This is a genomic window from Algibacter lectus (genome assembly GCF_004368925.1).
Lineage (GTDB): Bacteria > Bacteroidota > Bacteroidia > Flavobacteriales > Flavobacteriaceae > Algibacter > Algibacter lectus.
The window spans coordinates 113,778-134,941 of record NZ_SORL01000011.1 but is presented as its reverse complement, the minus strand read 5'-3'; the positions used below and the strand labels follow the sequence as shown (position 1 = coordinate 134,941).

The following is a 21,164-nucleotide window of genomic DNA, read 5'->3' as shown; positions in this document are numbered from 1 at the left end:
CCTGCTCAATCTAAAATACTCTTTAGAATGAGAACATAAAACGGAAATCATTTTAAAATAAAGTGATCACGTCGTTTTTACGATATTAGCAAAAAGCAAAGTTTTTCACTAATATAAAAAACTTTGCTTTACTAATATTATTTTTAACTAATGTCTAGAAAGATTAAAGATAAATCTCTAATAAATCGGCTTGAGAAGCAGTAATTTTAACAGCATTAACAGTGGCTGGCAACAATATCGTTTCTCCTGTGTTTAATGCATAAGTATCATCGGCATGGCTAATTTCTAAACTTCCGCTAACGCACATATAAATTACAAAAGAATCTAGGTTAGAATAATCTTTCTCTAACTCGTTTTCAACTTTTATAAAGTTTGTTTTAAAATAAGGAGAATGTACTAATTTGTTAGCCGTATTCGCCTTAGTTTCATAACTTGTTTTAAACTCGCTATGGTAAGTAAAATCTATAGCATCTAAAGCTTGATCGTTGTGTAACTCACGCTCTTTCCCCGTTGTAGCATCTACTCTATTATAATCGTAAATACGGTAAGTAACATCCGAGGTTTGTTGAATTTCAGCTAATAAAACACCAGATCCAATAGCATGAATTCTTCCTGTAGGAATGTAAAACGTATCGCCTTTTGCAACCGTTTCGTGATGCATAACATTTAAGATTGTATCATCTTCTAAATGTTTTTGGTATTCTTCTTTATTAATTTCTTTTTCGAAACCAACAATAAGTTCTGCATCTTTATCGGCTTGCATAACATACCACATTTCGTTTTTCCCGAATGAGTTGTGACGCTCTTTTGCTAACTCATTACTTGGGTGTACTTGTATAGATAATGGTGTTTTTGCATCAATAAATTTAATGAGTAACGGGAAATCTTCACCAAAAGCTTTATACACAGCTTCACCAACAAAATCACCTTTATAAGTATTAATTAATTGTTTAAGCGTTTGCCCTTTAAGCTCGCCATTTAACACCTGAGTTTCATCGCCTTTTACATCCGAAATTTCCCAAGATTCACCAATACTACTTTCTGTATACTCTTTATTAAGTTGTGTTTTTAATTTTTCGCCACCCCATAATCTGTATTTGTATAGCGGTTCGAATTTTAATGGATATAGTTTCATTATAGTTGTGTTTAAAAGTTATTTTTTAGATGAATTTCTTTCTATTAAATGAGTATCTATTAATATGGTTTGTCCCTTTTGAGGGGTTTCTTTAGTTAAAATTTGCTTCAGCATTAACTCCGAAGCTATTTTCCCTATTTCAAATCCAGATTGATCTATCGTGGTTAACGATGGCTCAATAACACTAGAAACAGGCTCGTTACTAAAACCAACAAAAGCAATAGCATCGGGTATTTTAATTTGCAACTCCTTGGTGTGTTTCATGGCACCAATAGCCGATAAATCATTAGCACAAAAAACGGCATCAATAGGCAGTTTTTTTGCTAATAATTTTCGCATACTAATATAACCATCTTGCTCCATAAGTCGAGAGCTAATAACATATTCTTCTTTAAAGGTTAAATTATTTCTCTTTAAAGCTGCTTTGTAGCCTTCAAATCTATTTTTATAAATTTCTAATTCCTGCGGTCCCGAGAAATGTGCAATATGCTTACAGCCCTTTGATATTAAATGCTGTGTAGCATCGTAACCGCCCTTAAAATCGTCAATTAGCACATTACTAAAGCCAGGAATATCACAATGCCTATCGAAAAATATAAGCGGAATATTACTATTTTTTAAAGCTTCTAAATGGTCGTAATTCATGGTTTCCATAGACACCGAAATTAATAAACCATCTACCCTATTTGCAAGTAAACCGCCAACTATTTTTTTCTCGCGTTCTAATTGCTCTAGAGATTGACAAATAATAACATTATAACCAGCTAAATAGGCCGTTTCTTCAATACCCTGAATGGCCGACGAAAAAAAATGTCGAGATATTCTTGGCACCACAACACCAATAGTGTTAGTAATGTTTTTTCGCAAATTAGACGCCAACATATTACGTTGGTATCCTAATTCTTCAGCTTTAGCCAAAATTTTATCTTTTGTAGCACGAGTTACTCGTGGACTATCATTTAAGGCTCTTGATACGGTAGAACTATCAATTCCTAGAGCCTTGGCAATGTCGTGTATGGTGGGTTTGTTATTCAATAGTAAATTGAAAATTAAGTTTAGCGTTCACAAATATAACAAAATCCAATCGATTGTATTTAGATTTTATTTATTATATTTACATCGTTAAAAAAGTTATAAAATCATATATAAAAACTAAATACCATGAAAACCAATTATGAAGTACGCTACGCAGCATCACCACAAGATGTTAAATCGTATGATACTACTAGATTAAGAGACGAATTTTTAATTGACAACTTAATGTCTCCAGATGAAGTAAATTTGGTGTACTCTCACTATGATAGATTTATTTCTGGAAGTGCTGTTCCTGTAAAAGAAGCTTTAACGTTAGAAGCTATCGATCCGTTAAAGGCCGATTACTTTTTAGAACGCCGCGAATTAGGAATCATTAACATTGGTGGTTCTGGTACTGTTACCGTAGACGGAACTGTTTACGAATTAGATAACCGCGAAGCATTATATGTTGGTAAAGGTAACAAAGAGGTTGTTTTTGCTAGCAAATCGGCTAACGAACCTGCTTTATTTTACTTAAACTCTACACCTGCTCACAAAGCATATCCAAACAAAAAAATTGGAATTAACGATGTAGAAGTTGTACAATTAGGTGCACCTGAAACTGCTAATGCAAGAACACTTAGAAAGTATATTGTAAATAGCGTTGTAGATGTTTGCCAATTACAAATGGGAATGACCGAATTAAAACCAGGATCTGTTTGGAATACGATGCCTGCACACGTGCATGACAGACGTATGGAAGTTTATTTCTATTTTGATGTACCTGCAGAACAATCGGTATGTCACTTTATGGGACAACCACAAGAAACACGTCATATCTGGATGCAAAATAACCAAGCCGTTATTTCTCCAGCATGGTCTGTACACTCTGGATCTGGAACTAGTAACTACACTTTTATTTGGGGAATGGCTGGTGAAAACTTAGACTACGGAGATATGGATCACTGTAAAATAACTGAACTAAAATAATAAAAATGTCTATAAACTTATTCGATTTAACAGGAAAAGTAGCCCTTATTACAGGTGGTACTCACGGCTTAGGACAAGCCATGGCTGAAGGTTTAGGTAATGCGGGTGCCACTTTGGTAATCAACGGTGCATCGTCGCAAGACAAACTAAATACAGCTGTAGAACATTATAAATCTCTAGGCATTAACGCTTCGGGATACCTTTTTGATGTTACAGATGAAGCTCAAGTTATTAAAAACATTGCAGCTATAGAAAAAGAAGTTGGCAATATTGATATTCTTGTAAACAATGCAGGTATTATTAAAAGAACGCCTCTTGAAGAAATGGAAGTTGCAGATTTCGAAGCTGTAATTAAAGTAGATTTAGTAAGTCCGTTTATTATGTCTAAACATGTTGTAAAAGGCATGATTAAACGTAAAGAAGGCAAAATAATCAACATTTGCTCCATGATGAGTGAACTTGGCAGAAGTACTGTTGGTGCTTATGCAGCTGCAAAAGGTGGTTTGAAAATGCTAACTCAAAACATGGCTACCGAATGGGCTAAACATAACATACAAACTAATGGTATTGGACCTGGTTATTTTGCTACTACGCAAACCGCTCCAATTCGTGTAGATGGTCATCCATTTAACGATTTCATTATTAACCGTACACCTGCTGCACGTTGGGGAGACCCAAAAGATTTGCAAGGTGCAGCAATATTTCTAAGTTCAAAAGCTAGTGATTTTGTTAACGGGCAAGTGGTTTATGTTGATGGTGGTATTTTAGCGACTATCGGAAAACCTTCAAACGAAGATTAATTTAAATTCAGTATTTATGAAAAGAAATAAAATATTAGCTGGTATTTTTTGTGCCGCTATACTTTCTTCATGTAATCAAAAAGAAGACATAAAATCTATTGTTGTTAAAAACACTTTAGATTTTGAAAAAACTTTTGAAACTGTTGAATTATCAAAAGCATTTTTAAACGTTACCGATCTTACAACGGTTGGAATTCGTGATGCCAAAGACGGAACTTTACAAGTAACTCAAACGGTAGATAATGATGGAGACGGCACAATGGACGAGATTTTATTTCAACCTAAAATAGCTGCAAATTCAGAAAAAACGTTTGAAATTGTTACCATAACAGAAGCCGAACAGCCAAAAGCTGAAGAACTTTGTTATTCTCGTTTTGTGCCAGAACGTACAGACGATTATACTTGGGAAAACAATAAAGTAGCCTTCCGTGTTTATGGGCCTGTTGCTCAAAAAATGATTGAAGACGGTACACCTGGAGGCACACTTTCTAGTGGTGTAGATGCTTGGTTAAAAAAAGTTGAATATCCAATTATCAACAATTGGTATAAAAAGAACGCTATTAAACCTGGCGCTTATCATGAAGCTTCTCCGGAAGGTCGCGATAATTTCCATGTAGGTGTTAGTAGAGGTGTTGGTGGTATTGCCGTAAAAGCAGATACAACTTACTATTTCTCTAAAAACTACACACAATGGCGCACCATTACTACGGGGCCACTTAGAACTAGTTTTCACTTAGAATATGCAAATTGGGGTGCTAACGGCAAGTTGATAAAAGAATCTAAAACTATTAGTTTAGATTTAGGAAACAACTTCTCGAAATTCACAACAAGCATTGAAGGTACCGATACTATTTATGCTGGCTTAACGCTACATGAAAAAGATGGTAAAGTTACTGGAAGTGATGATAATGGATGGGTAAGCTACTGGCAACCACACTTTGAAACCGAATTAGCAACAGCTATTGTAGCTCCTAAAGGAACATTTTTAGGTTACGAAACTTATGATACCGAACAAAAGGATTTAAGTAACGCTTACGCCGAATTAAAAGTTACAAATAACGAAGTTGTTTATTACGCTGGCTTTACTTGGAGCGAGAGCAACCAATTTAAAAACAGCCAAGAATGGGAAGCTTATTTAGATATGTTTTCTAAACAAATTAACACACCTTTAGAAGTTGTTTTGAATAAATAAATTCAACATTATTTCTAAGTTATTTTATTAAAGTGATTGTTTCTACTCTTTTATTAAAAGAATGAAACAATCACTTTTTTTATGATGCATTTCCTAACAAAACATAGATAGCAACGGTTACTACGCAAAGCATAATAGCCATTGGTTTTGTATACTTCCAAGTTTTCATTTCTACAAACACAATATTGTCTTGCTGCATTTCTTGAGTTGGCGGATAAAAATAAGATACCGCGAACATCACGATTAGGTTTAAAACAAACTCTATTCCCCAAATATGCACAAAATGAATATCGACTTTAAATATAAACGTCGTTAAAATATAAAATGTTAAACCTACAAACAGTGCCACCTTGGCTCCCATAGCCGAAATGTTTTTCAGAAAAAAACCAGCTAACATTATTGAAGCAATTGGGATAAAGAAAATACCATTAAGCTGTTGCAATAATTGATACAAACCATCTGGCGCATTGGCAACCATTGGTGCTACCAAAATAGCGAAAATTGCTAATATTAAAGAGGTAAGCTTCCCTACTTTTACCAGTTTTCTATCACTACAGTTTTTACCAAAATGACGCTTAAAAACATCGATACTAAAAATAGTAGCTGCACTATTTAAAACACTATTAAAGGTACTTAAAACAGCCCCCATAACAATAGCAGCAAATATACCTACTAGGCCTACTGGCAATACTTTTTTAATTAATTCTGGGTAAATCATATCTTGGTTTTCATACATAGAATCTCCAAAATAATAAAACCCAATAACGCCTGGTAGAATAATGATAATTGGCACTAAAATTTTCAAAACACCTGTGTACAAAAGTCCTTTTTGGGCTTCAACTAAATTCTTCGCACCTAAGGCACGCTGAATTATAGTTTGATTCATACTCCAAAAATACAGCTGATTGATAATTAATCCAGTAAACAACACTTCGAACGGTAAAACCGAATCTTTAGCACCAATTACATTAAATTTTTCAGGACTATGGTTATACACCTTAGTCAAACCATCCAATGGATTCCCATCACCAATACTAACTAAAGCAATTAACGGAATGGCCAAACCACCTATAAGTAGTCCATAACCATTAATAGTATCAGAAACCGCTACAGCTTTTAGACCACCAAAAATAGCATAAATAGAACCTAAAATCCCCACGGCAACTACAGTAATCCAAAGACCTTCTTTTTTAGAAACTTCTAATACTTCCGATACGTTGAAAATACTTTCTAAATTTATAGCGCCTGTATACAAAACAATAGGTAACAAGGTTACAATAAAGGAAATCATTAAAAACAATGCGACTAACGTTCTCGTGGTACTATCAAATCGTTTTTCTAAATATTCGGGTATAGTTGTTAAGCCCATTTTTAAATATTTGGGCACAAAATAAATGGCTGCAACCACTAAGGCTAAAGCTGAAGTTACTTCCCAAGCAATTATAATAAATCCGTTTTTATATGATGAACCATTCATACCTATCAAATGCTCTGTTGAGATATTGGTAAGCAACATAGAACCCGCAATAACGACTCCTGTTAAACTTCTTCCGCCTAGGAAATAGCCATCTTTTGAGTTTAATTTTTCTTTCCGAAGTTTATACCAAGAATAAAAGGCAACAAAGAGTGTAAAGCCTATAAACGTAAGCGCAGTATACATAAAGTTAGTTTAGTGGTTAGTTGGTGTTGAAGTTTAACAAGCGTTAATTTCAACAAAAATTAATTTGCCAAATTATTGATGCATTATCACAATTCGACAAATTAATTATAAACGCTAGTCTCACTTAGCGTTTGGTTGGTTTTAGTTTTAAAAGCTACTAGAACTTTAAGGTCTCAGGTAAATATTTTGATACCAAATCTTTATAATATGGTAAAAGTTCTTCTGCATTTGGTGGTACAGGAGCTTTAGAATACAAATCGTATGGATTAAATGCTTTTACCCATTCAAACATTTCTACATCTTTTTCATTCATTAAATGGGTATAATCATTCTCTCTATGTTGCGAGTAAAATGAATGATAACGAATAATATACAATGCTGGATCTGGTAAATAATCTTTCATTATTTGATACAAATACTCATCGTGTCCCCAACTCATTTTCACGTTATCCAATCCGCAATTAGGCGAATACACACCGTATTTAGTATTGTACCTCGAATCTGTATAATCTGGGTTAGCTTTAAAAAATTCTGGATAAACAATTTTATCGGAATAGGCACAACCTACCGGAAAGGTATCGCCAACAACCGCCCATTGAGGTTCTCCAAAAAGACAAAGAATTTTACCTAAATCGTGAATAAAACCGGTAAGTACAAACCAATCGGGATGTCCATCGGCTCGAATAGCTTCTGAGGTCTGTAAAAGGTGCTGTAATTGATCTAAATCGATATCAGGATCACTATCATCAACCAAAGTATTTAAGAAATCTACGGCTTCCCAAATAGACATTTCTTTCCTATCGAACTTTAAAAATTCTGTTTCCTTCTTACAAACAAAATCGTACGTTTGAAGTTCGTGATTAATTTTATAAAATTCGCGAACAGTATCTAATCGTTCAGAATCTACATAATTTCTAAATGCTTCTTTCTCTTTTTTAGGCTCTTCCGGATCGGGATATCTATCTATTAAGTTCTCTTCCCAATCGTCAATATTCTCCATAGGGTTTTGGAGATTTTTGTTTAAAGATTCTTTCATTGCTATAATGTGGTTTAGTTTAATTTTCTAATCGCAATTTAAAAGATAATAAAAGTTTTTAAATGGATTTATAAATCAAAAACATGGAGAAATTAAAGCAAAACACTTATTTAAGCAGCTTACTTGGCGGATAACCAAATTGCTTTTTAAAGCAACGACTAAAGTACAACGGATCGTTAAACCCAACTAAATCAGTCACTTCAGAAACATTATGTTTTTTTGTTTTAAGTAATTGCACCGATTTTTTTAAACGAATGGTTCTAATAAATTCATTCGGCGCTAAATCTGTCAATTCTTTAATTTTTCGATACAATTTAGAAGAACTCACCCCTAATTCTTCACATAAAAAACTAGTGGTTAAATCGGGTTTACTAATATTATCTTCTATCAATTTGGAGATTTTCTCCATTAAAACTTCATCTACCGGCGAGTGCGTTAGCAAACCAATTTCACTATCAGCATCATCAGAAAATTTGGTTTTTAATTCCAATCTAGATTTTATAATGTTAACCATTATAGATTTTAATAAGGACGGATCAAAAGGTTTTACCAAGTACCCATCGGCACCAACATTATACCCTTTTACTTTATCTTCATTCTCAGAAAGTGCAGTTAATAAAATTACGGGAATATGACTTATAAACTCATCGTTTTTAAGCTCTTCACAAAATTCAATGCCATTTTTTACAGGCATCATAACATCGGCCACACACAAAATAGGTTTTACTTGTCGGCAAATTTGTAAACCTTCTTCTCCATTTTCTGCTTCGTAAACTTTGTAATAATTAGACAGATAATCTATTAAATATTTACGGAGTTCGGTATTATCTTCAACAACCAATATTTTCTCTTTAATTTCGGTATTTGTTGATGTTTTTTTCAATGGCACTTTTGGAATTTGCTCTTGATCTTCAATATTAGTTACAAATTCAAAAACTTCATTCTTACTGTAAAGTTCTCTACTTATTGGGATTTCAAAAGAAAACACACTCCCTTTATTTGGCGTACTTTGCACAGATATTGTGCCCTTATGCAAATCTACCAAAGCTTTAACAAGCGATAAACCAATACCCGAACCGGTATTATTTTCCTTACTATTTGTAGCTTGGTAAAAGCGTTTAAATATTTTTTCCTGACTTTTTTGTGGAATCCCAATACCATCATCACTAACCTCGACCACTAAGTAATCCCCACTGTCGTTTTTTAAACGTACAAACAAATCGACATGCCCATATTTATTGGTGAATTTAATAGCATTAGATAGTAAGTTGTACAATATTTTATCATACTTATCACGATCGATCCATCCAAAAAGCACCTCGTTTTCCGAATTAAAACTAAGCTGAATTTCTTTATTATAAGCAAACTCCTTAAAGGAATCGAAGGTATTTTGTGTGTATTGCAAAATATCGGTTCGAGATACTTTTAGCTTTAATTCTCCCGTTTGGGCTTTTCTAAAATCCAGTACTTGATTCACTAAATTTAAAAGTCGACTCGCATTTTGATGAATTAAGTGATAACGACTTTTTTGATAGTCGCTACTATATTCCTTACTCTCTTCAATAAGTTGTTTTACCGGACCAATAATAAGTGTTAAAGGTGTTCTTAACTCATGAGATATATTGGTAAAAAATCGTAATTTTTCGTTATTCAATTTAATATCGCGCTCTCTATTTACTTTTTCGGTTACCAATTCCTGCTTTAAATGCATGCGGTTTTTAAAATCACGTCTAATAAAATAAAGCACTAAACCTATTAAAAGAATTACCAAAAATAAGGCCTGATAGGTAAGCCAAAATGGGCGCTCTATTTTAATTTTATAGGACACAACATCACTCCAATGCCCGTCACTATTGCACGATTTCATTTTAAAAACATAATCTCCAGGAAATAAATTGGTGTATTGAACTGTTCGAGAATTACTATTTGTAGCAATCCATTTTTTATCGAAACCTTCTAATTGATACTCAAACTTATTCAGTTTTTCGTTAGCATAAGATGGGGAAGAAAACTCAAGTGAAAAATTCCTGTTATTATAATTTAAAGCAATGCTTTTGGTTTGATTAAAATCTTTTTGAAGAGGTATTTCCTTATTAATTTCCATACCTGGAACCAATATTTCATTTTGAATTTTAATTTTAGTTATTATAGGCTTTGGAGATAATTTATTCTCTTTAATCGTGTAAGGTGAAAAATAAATAACGCCGTTTTTCCCTCCTAAATAAATATTAGAACCTCCAAACTTATAGAATCCTCTAGAACTAAAATAATCTAATCGATTACCACTATTTACGTGATAAACATTATAATCTAAATCATTAACATTTAGCCTTGCAACACTATTATTATTAACATTTAACCATAAATCACCATTGGTATCAACAAGTAAATCTGTTACCCATTTCCCTGCTAATACTTCGGGTTGTTTTAAAGGATAAAAATCGTTTTTTTGGTTATCAAAATAACAGATTCCATTACGCGTCGCCGCCCAAAGTTTACCCAAATTATCGAAAACAATATCACTCACATTATCGTGGGCCAAGCCTTTTTCGGTATCTAAAGACGACTTGTAAACGGTTTGATCGCCATTTTTTGCATTGTATTTTACAACACCTGTTTCTGTTGCAAACCAAATAATATCATGTTCGCCTTTTATAATCTCATTAATCTCACTACCAACTAATAGTTTAGGCTGTTGAGCAGTTCCTGCTATATTTTTAACATCCAATATTAGTGCACCTTCACCAAACGAGCCCACCACCAGCTTGTTATTGCCTAAGTTTTCGAAAGTAACTATTGGAGATTCTTCAAAACCAATATATACCTCTTTTGAGGTCTTTTTTACGTAATCGTAAATTAGAATTTTACCATTCCATAACCCACAATAGAACACTTTCCCATCCGGGGAATAAATACTTGCAATATCTATTTGATCAATTTCCAAAGGCACAAAACGGTCTTCTTTTGAAATAAAGAGTCCGTTATGCCGCGTTGCCACAATAATTTCATCGGTATATGTTTTAGAAAAACCACGGATTCTAGGGGCTTGATTTCCTATATATTTTGAAATATCTTTATTTAAATTAAATTGATTTTCATAAGGATCATATTTATCCAAACCATCTTCCGTACCAATCCACAAAATCCCAGAGGCATCAAAAAACAAGGCTGAAACCAAATTATCTACCAACGAAGTTTGATCTGTTAAAACAGAATAATACCGTTTAAAGTCGCCTTGTGCAATCGCTTCTAAACTATCGCAAACAATTAAGCCTCCAAGTGTAGCCACCCAATATTTCCCCTCCGGACCCTGAACAATCGATAAAAAATAAGGCCCTAAAGCTTCTCGTGTTTCTTTGTTTTCAATATATAAATTTTCAAATGTATTTAACGTTTTGTCTAATTTATAAAGACCTTTTCTAGTCCCAACAAAAATATCGTTTTTAGCATCTTCATATATAAAATACACATACGGATTGGTTTCAATAGAATTGGGGATGGACAATGAAAAAGTGCTTATTTGTTGAATATTACCAACAGAATCTAAATTAATTTTAGCTATAGATGCTGTGCCGTAACTCCCTATCCAGATATGCCCTTCAGAATCTTCAAAAATATCTTTTACGTAATTAAAATTCGGAAGGTTTACTTTTTCAAATCGTTCCTCGTCTGCATAAAATAAGAATACGCCGTTATCTTTTGTTCCTACCCAAACACGATTAAAATTATCAACATAAATAGATCTAATTTCTTCGTCTTGCAAGCTATTGGGATTATTATCATCCTTTAAAAAAGTAGTAATTTTTTGGGTATCACAATCGAATAAGGTTAATCCTTTTCGTGTCCCAACCCAGATATTTCGTTCTTTTTCATCTAATTCTAAAGCCGTAATATCATTATCATTAAGTTTATTATTGCCTTCAGAAGAACTTAAATAAGACTGAAACTCGTAGCCATCAAATCTATTTAACCCTGAGAATGTACCAATCCATAAAAACCCGCTTTTATCCTGAACCACATGGCGCACCGAATTATGAGATAAACCGTCGTTATCATTATAATGTTCAAATTTGATGTTTTGAGCAAAACTGCTTAAAACAAACAAAAAAGAAAGCGAAAATATAATAAAACGTTTAATCATTAAATGGGTATTATTTTGAATGTTTACGGTGTAATATTTTTTATGCTATCGGCTTCTAAATCTATTCTAAAATGATTTGAAGGCGCGCCTTTTCTACTTTTTTCAAAAATACGCAGCCATAACTTTAGTTTTTCATCTGTAATGTCTTTTAACTCCTCACAAATAAATTGATATGCCTTTAATCGATTTTCACCAATATCAGTAAAAGCCAATTGATCCGCGCTTCTCAATTTATAAAAATCGTTTACCATATCAAAACCTGTCCACATTTCAAAAGCTTCTAGGGTTAAGTTGTTAGCTAATAAATGCGCGTTTAGTAACTCGGGTGATGTACTATTTTTTAATAACAAATCTTTCCCCGAAGCGGTTAAAAAACTATCAGCAAACTTCTTAGGCCAATCGCTAGGTAAAAACCGAAGACGCACTAATTCTTTCAAGTGAAATTTAGTGAAATCTTTATAATTTTCGGTAGTTAATATATCTTTATTCCAAATTGTAGAAGAATCCGTTTCGCTTAAGTAAGCGTATTCCTGCTCGTATAACGGGAACAAACTATTAAAGTTTTTAGCCTTATTAATAATCACAGTTTCCACATCAAAATCCGTTTCCGATAGTATCGTTAACACTTTATATCCCGGAGCGTATGCAGCCAAAGATGGCGTTTGTATATTGAAAATCGTATTGCCATTTTTACTGGTTTGCACACCTGTATCGTTAATATGCATATGGCCGCCAAAGTGTATTTGAATACCTGCATCGGCAAAAACCTCGGCAACATCTTCTTTAGGAACGCGGTGCAATTGCATTTTATTTTCTCCAAAAAAGGCTTTCATCTCTTCGGAAGCATCATCGTTAAACTCAACCATAGGGTAATGGCTAAAAGCGATTAAAACCTTGCCTTTTTCTTTGGCTTGCGCGGCTACTTTTTTCACCCAAGTTATTAAATGTGTTTTCTGTAAAAGCACATTATTATAACCAATACTTGCTCCAGAAAAATCTTTTGAATTGGTTGTTTTTTCTGTTAATTCTTTATTAGGCACATATACATTGGCATCGATTGCTAAAAGCCAAACACCTTCAGTGGGCTCTACTAAATAACTTGCATCCGGATGTGCATTATAGGCATCTATTTGATAGGTTCTTTTGTTTAAGTGTGAAGCTTCTTCGGCTTTTTCAAAACTATATTCGCCATAACCATATTTAGAAAACGGCGTTTCCCAATACACATATTCTTTCTGAGGATAAAACCCAAATGAAGACATTTCATTCAAAATATCTTTATAACCCCATTTTTTTATTTCTGAAGTTATTATAGGTTTCAACTGCCCTTCCGCAGTATCTTTTAAATTTTTAACCGAACTTGTAATAATTTGTTCCTGACCTCCTACACCTAAAAAATCAGTTTTTCCAGCCTCTTGAGTAAATGGTTTTACGGGGTCGTGATTTCCGGTAGTTGCAAAGAATAAAATGCCATGCTTTTTAGAATAACGGTCTAATATTTTTCGTAATCCTTTTACGTGAACTGGTTGTCCGTCGTCACTAAAATCACCAGGTAAAGCCACATATTTAATACCTCTCGCAACAATATCATCCAGAGCTTCAATAAATGCAAAGTAATTTTCGTTGAATATTCTAGTGGATTGCAATTGCGCTTGCATGGTCCTGATATTAACAAAATTTCCTGTTTTCGGATTCTCGATACCTTTATAATTGGCATCTTCAAAATGGGCATAAATATCTTGAAAATGGGCATCGGCAATAAATGCTATTTGAACTGGAGCCGACTCATTTTTTATTTTCTTTTCACAAGAAAACAACAATGCTACAAGCAGAATACAAATACACTGACTATACAATTTATTCAAAATTCTAATTATTTTTTAACGGTTTCCTTCGGAAAAGCATAACTGGCTTTCCATCCTCCTAAATCTATCAACACCTGATCTATCATAACTCCCGGATCTACCATCCAAATTTTTAAAGTATGCGCTCCGGCCTTATTAACTATTTGCTTCGCCGCTTTTACTGTGGCGTTTTTAAGCACATTTTCTTTCCACGCCTCACTACGGCCTTGCGTTTGAAAATCTACAATTACAGGGTCAGCATCATCAATAGCAACAGCACAACGTACACCAATACCTGCATGTGGGGCATGTGTGGGTACAGCTTGTAAATTCACTTGAGCTTCTCCGAAATTAAAAGTATAAAAATCATATTCTAAAACGGGACTATTCGCTTTTATTTCTTCAATATTAACATTTGGCGTCGCCGTTCGTGGTAAAGCTGTAATCACTTTATTGGTATAGCCCATACCTTCAAACAATTCCCATTTAGCTTCTTTTCCTGCGTTTTTCCTTGTGAAATTTTCAGCATTTATAGACACATAGCCTTTATCTTCAACAAAGCCGTTGTAGTTTTTTAAAACTTCTAATTTAGGGTTATAAACTGAAACTCCAATGGTTGTTGTTTTTCCTTCGGAAATAAAATCGATGGCACTATTCACCTTAAAACTTGGTGGAATTAATTGAAAATCGTGTCCCAATGGTGCTTCTTTTTTGTTCTCGCCTTTTGGCACTTTATCCCAATCGATACGCACCCATATTCTTTTTTCTACTTCACCCGAACTGGTATTTAAAACACCTTTGTCTTCCGATAATTTTATCCAATCGGCCTTTGGTTTAGCTTCCCAGTTTAGAGTTCCGTTGCCTTCAACAAAAACATCAATAAAATAACTGCTATTTGTGTATCTATTAAACACAGGCAACACATCTGCATAACTATTTATAATGTCATCGTTCACTTCCATTTGGTAACCTTCTAAAGCCAAACCTAACTCAGCTTTTTCTTCGGTTTGAACATTAGACGTCGCCGGTTGAGCAAAGACTGGTAAAAAACGAGGCGCCATGGTCATGATATGATTCCATTTCCCGTTTTGAAGTTTTGTATTGTAATATGATGTTTCCTTTTCAATACGATTAAAAGCATCTTTTGATAAAGCACCAAAGGCATTTGCACTCTGTCTACCTTGCTTGGCGGTAAATTTATTTTTAAAGCTATACAACCATTTCTGATTTAATTTTGAAGCGCCAATAACAGGATAATACACCAGTTGATAGAATGCATCTTTTCTGTGTTCCGGTATACCATCATATAAATGTTCTGTAGTTTCAATGATGCTTTGATAGCTATTGATACGTTCTGAAACCTCATCACCATAATGATATTGGGTTAATTCCGTTTCACCTTCTTTGGTAACCGGTTCCACTTGGCTCCAAGCCATAAACTCAGGGCGTCTAATATAGGCTAAGCGGTTATTTTCAAATAAAACATCCGTAATTTCAGAAGCGGATTCTTTTCCAAATTCACGTGCTGCCCAAGTACTCATATGTGTTTTTACAGCCGAACTTTTTTCAAAATCATCCATATCCCAAGCCATATCTAAAAATAGCTCGATGTTATATTCATGTGGTTTAATATCTCCACAATTCAAAATCCAAATATCACGCGATTGAAACTCGTAAGCCTTAGACATTTCTTCCCACATTAAAACAGGATTAGTAGAGTTTAACCATAAATAATCATGCGGTCTTCCCCAATATGAGGTATGGTAATACACCCCTGCGCCGCCTGGTCTAGTTTGTTCATCAGGATTACTTAATTGACGCATATAGCCGTAATTATCATCCGTCCAAACAAGTGTAATATCTTCCGGTAATTTTAATCCACTTTGGTAATAATTCAAGACTTCTTTGTAGGGTACAAAAGCTTGTGGAATCTCTGTTGGATTCTTTTTTGTTTCCTTTTTCAATATGGAACGTTGGTCTGTAATAACACGTTCTAATAAATTAACCTGTGCATCGGTATCATCTTCACCAACAATCATTGGCGAATCGTGTTCTCCACGCATTCCAACCGTATAAATACCATCGTATTTCGCGGTTTCTTTGGCTCGTTTAGTAAATAGATTTTTTATGGTTTCTGAATTGGTGTCATAACGATATTCACCCATGGTATCGTGTTTCCACTCTGTATTGATGTTACTCAGCATAGGTTCCGCATGCGACGTTCCTATGACAATAGCATAATTATCTGCAACAAATTTATTTTCAGGATACGAGTAAAACGGTTTGGTACTCGAATGCATCGCCGGCCAAATCGTATTGGCTCTTAAACGCAATAATAACTCAAACACCTTAGCGTAAGTTTTAGGACCAATATCACCAATTTCTGGCTCAAAATTTAATGCGGCCCAACGTTGTAAGCCCCAATCTTCATCATTTAAAAAGATACCTCTGTATTTTACTGAAGGACTTTTGGATACCGTATTTTCAACTGTAACCTTTAACTCTTTTCTTTTTTCTGGAGTAACATCGGCCCACCATTCCCATGGAGATACACCAATTTTTCTAGACAATTCTAAAATACCGTAAGCCGTTCCTCTACGGTCACTTCCCGCGATAACTAAAGCTTTATCAATACCTTTTACTGGGTTTTCTATAACTTGAATAGCATAACGCTCCCAATCATTTTTAAACGCAGTAACGCTTAATTTACCCGAAGCTATTAATTTGTCTATTATCGCGTTTCCTCCAATAGTTCCTGCGATTATTACAGAAGAAGCAGTACTCGCTTTCGAAATTATTGATGGCTTTAAACCGGTAATATTCAAAACATCATTTGCAAAAATATCCGAAGCTATGGACACCACTTTGGCATCTTTTTTATCAATTAAAATCGATATGGTATTATTACCTTCAACAATTGAAAACTCCGAAGTCTTACCTTCTTGTGCTGTTAACACTAACACTTGAAAACAAGTCAAAAACAATCCTAAATATTTAAACATGCTTTTATATTTTAATTTTTTCATAAGTTCTTTTTCAACATATATTTAGATTTCAATTCAAATAAAGTTGACGCCATAAAAACTTGTCAAAATAATCAGTTCTATAAAAGCTTACACGCTTTAAAACTTCTTATTTTTTGATTGTTTTTAGAAAAGCTTCCGCGTAGCGTTTGCCTAATAATCTCTGACTTTCTGAATTGAAATGTACCGCATCGCCTTTATCGACCAAATCATCGGTTTTAATAACCCACATGTATTGATCTCCTTTAGCGTGCTCGTTTATAATAGAATTCATTTGCGACCATAATGCCACTTTTTTGGAGTAGCGACCAAGTTCACCAACCAAAATGGGTAACTTTTTATTCCCAACAGATTTTCTAAATGTTTTAAAAAGTACTGTTAGGTTTTCGTCATGTTGAGGGATTTTTTTTGGATTGGCATCACTCTCCCCTTGATGCCACAAGATCCCTTTTACCTTACCGTACTTTTTTGCTAAAGCAACTTTTTCTTTAAAATTTGATAATAATTTTACATCACGATGACTAACATCTCCAAGCCATTGACTTATCGAGCTTCCGCCAACAGCAGTTGGTATTAATAATACAGATGTGTTTTCTGGAATTTCTTCTAAAAGGTTTTTAGCAAAAGACAAACCGCTATCTAAACCTCCCATTTTAGGTTCGTAAAAATGAAGTGGCTCTTTAGCCAAAACAATGTCATTATTTTTATTTATAGTCAGCACACGGCTCGATGCTATAGTATCTTGCGGTTCTACATAACCACGACCAGCCATATTAGATTGTCCCGCCATTATAAAAACCCAAACATCTTTCTTTTTAGGAAGCGCTTTTGGTTTAACCTCAGCTTTCGGAAAATTATAGGTTCTGTCTTGCTTTGCTTTTTCCGCAGGCTTAGCCATTTTCTTTAACCATTTTTCGGCTAATTTTGGCCAGATTTCGGCAGCCACATTTCCTTTACGTAGTCCATAACCATGTCCTCCTTCTGGATAAACATGTAACTCTACCGGCGTTTTGTTATCGCGTAACGCCTGCCCCATAACAAAACTACTATTACCGTATTGATCGTCTGCTGTTCCGAAGATAAAAAATGGTGGTGTATTTTTATCTAAAGAAAAATCGGGATTTATGGTTTTATTTTCACCTTTATCTAAATAAGCTGGATAAATGAGCATGGTAAAATTCGACTTGCTAGACAACGTATCTATAGCATCTTGAGGTTCATAAAAACTAGTGGTAGCATTGGTTGAAGCTAAAGCAGACAAGTGACCTCCTGCTGAAAAACCTATTAAACCAATTTTCTTGGTATCTAAATCAAACTCCGAAGCTTTACTTCTCACCACTTTTATAGCCCGCTGAATATCTTGAGAAGCTCCTTTTTGGTTTTTAGGAACTCGATATTGTAACACAAACGCGGTGTAACCCAAGTTGTTTAACCATTCGGCTATCTCGTAACCTTCTTTATCGATAGCCAAAATACCGTAACCACCACCTGGGCAAACAATAATACCTGCCTTGGAACCATTGGAATGTTTTGGTTTAAATACAGTAAGTGTTGGGTTGGTAACATCCGTTAACCTTATAACATTATTACTCGTATTGTCCGTTTGTCTTGGTAATTGTTTTGGCCTCGATTCATTGGGTACTTTATCAGGCCACAACGTAATAATGTCTTCCGTTTGAGCTGAAAGCAAACAAGTAAAAAAAAGACTAATAGCTAATAAAGCAAACTTCATAATGCAAAAGGGTTTTTATGGTTTTAAACGAAAACTTTTTTGCTGCTTAAAGTCTTGAGACGATCCACCAATCATAAACTGATATTCGCCACTTGCAAAAGCCCACTGTTTCGTTTTTACATCCCAAAATTGCAATTCTTTTTTCGAAACTTCAAATTCTATCTGAGTTGATTTTCCTTTAGGTAAAAATTCTCTTTTAAAACCGACTAATTTCTTCAAAGGTCTTTTAATTGAAGCGTCAGGTGCTTTAAAATATAATTGAGCCACCTCATCACCATCATAACCCCCAATATTTTTAATGGTTGTCGTGATTGTTAATGTGTCGTCTTTCTGCTTTATCTTCATGCCTTTGTATTCAAATTCAGAATAACTTAAACCATAACCAAACGGATAAAGCGCTTCACCTTTAAAATACATATAAGTTCTACCGTTAGAAACCTCGTAATCGTCCATTGGAGGCAAATCTGTGATTGATTTATAAAAAGTAAACGGCAATCTTCCGGCAGGATTATAATCGCCAAAAAGCACATCGGCAATCGCTTTTCCGCCTGATTCCCCCGGATACCATGCATCTACAATAGCAGGAATATTATTATCCATCCAATTAATAGCCAAAGAACTTCCTGCAACTAAAACAACTATAACATTCTTGTTTTCTGCATAAATCTCTTTTAAGTAATTAACCTGATCTTCGGGTAATTTTAAATCTGTTCTATCTCGACCTTCCTTTTCTATTGACTTATTAATTCCCATAACGGCAATCACATAATCACTTGCTCGGGCAACGGCTTTATCTTCCGCATATAAATCATCGGTTAAGGTTGGAACTTCCCATAATAACTGACAAATAGCATCGCCACCATTGTCAAAATACTCTAATTTAATAGCGTATTTTTCACCAGCTTCCATAGGGATTTCAACTTGATCGGTAGTCATTCCACGATTATGCCATTCATCTACAACAAGTTTATTGTTTAACCACAATCGAACACCATCATCCGAATTAACACCTATTTTATAAGTTCCCGAAAAGTTAGGCGTTATGTAGCCCGTCCATCTTATTGATTTATGTCTATAATTGGTATACGGATCTGGCGGATTGTTTACAGGATCGAAATTAACCACCTTATCTACGCGAGTTTGCGGTGTACCGTCTAGAAACTTATCATCATAATATTCACCAAACAAGCCCTTTTCATTATTATGATCGTTACGTAAATTTTCGGCTTCAATAAGGTTTAAATTTCTAGCAGCGGTTTTCCATTTCACATACGTAACTTCAGCTTTATTACCAACCTTTTCCATTATCCCTTCCAACGGAGAAACGGGTTTAATAACCGGCAATCCACTATAATCGCCAAAAACAACCTGATTGGCATTAAAACCAACCACTGCTATTTTTTTAATAGTATTTACATCTAAAGGCAAAATGTTATTCTCATTTTTAAGAAGTACCATAGATTCTCTTGAAGCCTCTAAAGCTAAATCTTGATGTTTTTTTGACCCAATAACATCTGGTGAAATTTTGGTATACGGATTGTTTTCTGTGCTATCGAAAATCCCTAATTTAAAACGTGCAGTTAACACTCTAGCTGTTGCTTTATCTATATTTTCTTCGGAAACTAAACCTTTTTTATAAGCCGAAAGTAAATGTTTTGCATAAATATCATTCCCACACTCGAGGTCTAAACCCGCTTCTAATGCTGCTTTTGCTGCGAGTTCTTTAGTATCTACGTATTTGTGCGATTTTACTATATAGGTTGGCGCCCCACAATCGCTTACTACGTAGCCTTTAAAACCCCATTCGTCTCTTAAAACCGTATTTAATAACCAGTTATTCGCCGTACTTGGCACGCCATTAATAGCGTTGTAAGCACTCATTATAGACTGTGCATTTCCTTCTTGAACGGTTGCTTTGTAAGCTGGGAAATAATACTCCCGCAGTGCTCTTTCAGAAATATTAGCATTGTAAGCAAACCGATTATCTTCTTGATTATTGGCTACAAAATGTTTGGGAGTAGACACTACTTTTAAATAGTTTTCGTCGTTTCCTTGTAATCCTTTCACGAAAGCAACCCCTATTTTACTAGTTAAATAAGGATCTTCACCATAAGTTTCTGGCGTTCTTCCCCAACGTGGATCTCGTGCCATATTAATAGTAGGCGACCAAAAGGTAAGTAAATCGCTGTACACATTTTTTTGATCTTTACCTTGATTGTAAAAGTTCCATTTTGCTCGGGCTTCATCTGAAATAGCCGAAGACACGTTGTAAATTAAATCGGAATTCCAAGTCGCTGCTAAAGCTACAGCTTGCGGAAACACGGTAAATCGACCACCCTTTACAACACCATGTAAAGCTTCGTTACCATGATAATATTTTTCAACATCTAAACGTGGAATCGCTTCTGCAGTTGACACAAGCATCGATACTTTTTCTTCAACAGTTAATCGTTCCAATAAATCTTGAACACGCGTTTCAATAGGTAAATCTTGATTTTGAAACGTATATTTAGTTTGCGAAAAACCTAAAACAGGCATGACTGACAAAGCAAATATGATAACTCTTTTTAATGCCATTTGAAAAATGAAATTATATG

Annotated in this window: 12 protein-coding genes; 3 read left to right on the top strand and 9 right to left on the bottom strand. The window is 34.5% G+C overall.

Annotated features, from left to right (window positions below):
* Positions 1-163 precede the first annotated feature (163 nt).
* Together DFQ06_RS15685 and DFQ06_RS15680 are read right to left on the bottom strand one after the other, a co-directional pair.
* Complete coding sequence (locus DFQ06_RS15685) at positions 164-1,135, bottom strand: type I phosphomannose isomerase catalytic subunit (protein ID WP_133968762.1); 972 nt, start codon at positions 1,133-1,135, stop codon at positions 164-166.
* An 18-nt stretch (positions 1,136-1,153) separates the two neighbouring features.
* Positions 1,154-2,170, bottom strand: a complete 1,017-nt coding sequence (locus DFQ06_RS15680) for a LacI family DNA-binding transcriptional regulator (RefSeq protein WP_162857681.1) — start codon at positions 2,168-2,170, stop codon at positions 1,154-1,156.
* A gap of 126 nt (positions 2,171-2,296) precedes the next feature.
* Here DFQ06_RS15680 and kduI point away from each other — a divergent pair, with 126 nt between their 5' ends.
* Genes kduI through DFQ06_RS15665 form a run of 3 tightly spaced genes read left to right on the top strand, consistent with a single transcriptional unit; the run spans position 2,297 to position 5,131 of the window.
* Entirely contained in the window at positions 2,297-3,139 is an 843-nt protein-coding gene (gene kduI / locus DFQ06_RS15675; protein ID WP_042506448.1) for a 5-dehydro-4-deoxy-D-glucuronate isomerase, read from the top strand.
* A 5-nt stretch (positions 3,140-3,144) separates the two neighbouring features.
* Positions 3,145-3,939 carry a gluconate 5-dehydrogenase gene (locus tag DFQ06_RS15670; RefSeq protein WP_042506450.1) on the top strand — a complete coding sequence of 265 codons (795 nt, stop codon included), beginning with the start codon at positions 3,145-3,147 and terminating at the stop codon, positions 3,937-3,939.
* Between the two features lie 16 nt (positions 3,940-3,955).
* A complete protein-coding gene (locus DFQ06_RS15665) occupies positions 3,956-5,131 on the top strand; it encodes a DUF4861 family protein (RefSeq protein ID WP_133968758.1) in 1,176 nt (391 codons plus the stop codon).
* Positions 5,132-5,210: 79 nt separating this feature from the next.
* Here DFQ06_RS15665 and DFQ06_RS15660 read toward each other — a convergent pair whose 3' ends face one another.
* The 7 genes from DFQ06_RS15660 to DFQ06_RS15630 all read right to left on the bottom strand — a co-directional run bounded on the left by DFQ06_RS15660 (position 5,211) and on the right by DFQ06_RS15630 (position 21,144).
* Positions 5,211-6,791, bottom strand: coding sequence for a solute:sodium symporter family transporter (locus DFQ06_RS15660; RefSeq protein ID WP_133968756.1), 1,581 nt, complete (start codon positions 6,789-6,791; stop codon positions 5,211-5,213).
* A gap of 157 nt (positions 6,792-6,948) precedes the next feature.
* Positions 6,949-7,827 (bottom strand): inositol oxygenase family protein, encoded by an 879-nt coding sequence (locus tag DFQ06_RS15655; RefSeq protein WP_133968754.1) that lies wholly within the window; start codon positions 7,825-7,827, stop codon positions 6,949-6,951.
* 106 nt (positions 7,828-7,933) lie between these two features.
* A complete protein-coding gene (locus DFQ06_RS15650) occupies positions 7,934-11,968 on the bottom strand; it encodes a hybrid sensor histidine kinase/response regulator transcription factor (RefSeq protein WP_133968752.1) in 4,035 nt (1,344 codons plus the stop codon).
* A gap of 23 nt (positions 11,969-11,991) precedes the next feature.
* Entirely contained in the window at positions 11,992-13,833 is a 1,842-nt protein-coding gene (locus DFQ06_RS15645; protein WP_133968750.1) for a metallophosphoesterase family protein, read from the bottom strand.
* A gap of 8 nt (positions 13,834-13,841) precedes the next feature.
* The gene (locus DFQ06_RS15640; RefSeq protein WP_133968748.1) at positions 13,842-16,838 is read right to left on the bottom strand and encodes a glycosyl hydrolase 115 family protein; all 2,997 of its coding nucleotides are present in this window, start codon (positions 16,836-16,838) and stop codon (positions 13,842-13,844) included.
* A 106-nt stretch (positions 16,839-16,944) separates the two neighbouring features.
* Complete coding sequence (locus DFQ06_RS19490) at positions 16,945-18,567, bottom strand: sialate O-acetylesterase (protein WP_206672777.1); 1,623 nt, start codon at positions 18,565-18,567, stop codon at positions 16,945-16,947.
* 15 nt (positions 18,568-18,582) lie between these two features.
* Positions 18,583-21,144 (bottom strand): glycoside hydrolase family 3 protein, encoded by a 2,562-nt coding sequence (locus DFQ06_RS15630; RefSeq protein WP_133968746.1) that lies wholly within the window; start codon positions 21,142-21,144, stop codon positions 18,583-18,585.
* Positions 21,145-21,164 lie beyond the last annotated feature (20 nt).

Coding starts and splice junctions, on each gene's coding strand:
- DFQ06_RS15685 (WP_133968762.1), bottom strand. CDS start 1,135: ATGAAACTATATCCATTAAAATTCGAACCGCTATACAAATACAGATTA.
- kduI (WP_042506448.1), top strand. CDS start 2,297: ATGAAAACCAATTATGAAGTACGCTACGCAGCATCACCACAAGATGTT.
- DFQ06_RS15670 (WP_042506450.1), top strand. CDS start 3,145: ATGTCTATAAACTTATTCGATTTAACAGGAAAAGTAGCCCTTATTACA.
- DFQ06_RS15665 (WP_133968758.1), top strand. CDS start 3,956: ATGAAAAGAAATAAAATATTAGCTGGTATTTTTTGTGCCGCTATACTT.
- DFQ06_RS15660 (WP_133968756.1), bottom strand. CDS start 6,791: ATGTATACTGCGCTTACGTTTATAGGCTTTACACTCTTTGTTGCCTTT.
- DFQ06_RS15655 (WP_133968754.1), bottom strand. CDS start 7,827: ATGAAAGAATCTTTAAACAAAAATCTCCAAAACCCTATGGAGAATATT.
- DFQ06_RS15650 (WP_133968752.1), bottom strand. CDS start 11,968: ATGATTAAACGTTTTATTATATTTTCGCTTTCTTTTTTGTTTGTTTTA.
- DFQ06_RS15640 (WP_133968748.1), bottom strand. CDS start 16,838: ATGAAAAAATTAAAATATAAAAGCATGTTTAAATATTTAGGATTGTTT.
- DFQ06_RS19490 (WP_206672777.1), bottom strand. CDS start 18,567: ATGAAGTTTGCTTTATTAGCTATTAGTCTTTTTTTTACTTGTTTGCTT.
- DFQ06_RS15630 (WP_133968746.1), bottom strand. CDS start 21,144: ATGGCATTAAAAAGAGTTATCATATTTGCTTTGTCAGTCATGCCTGTT.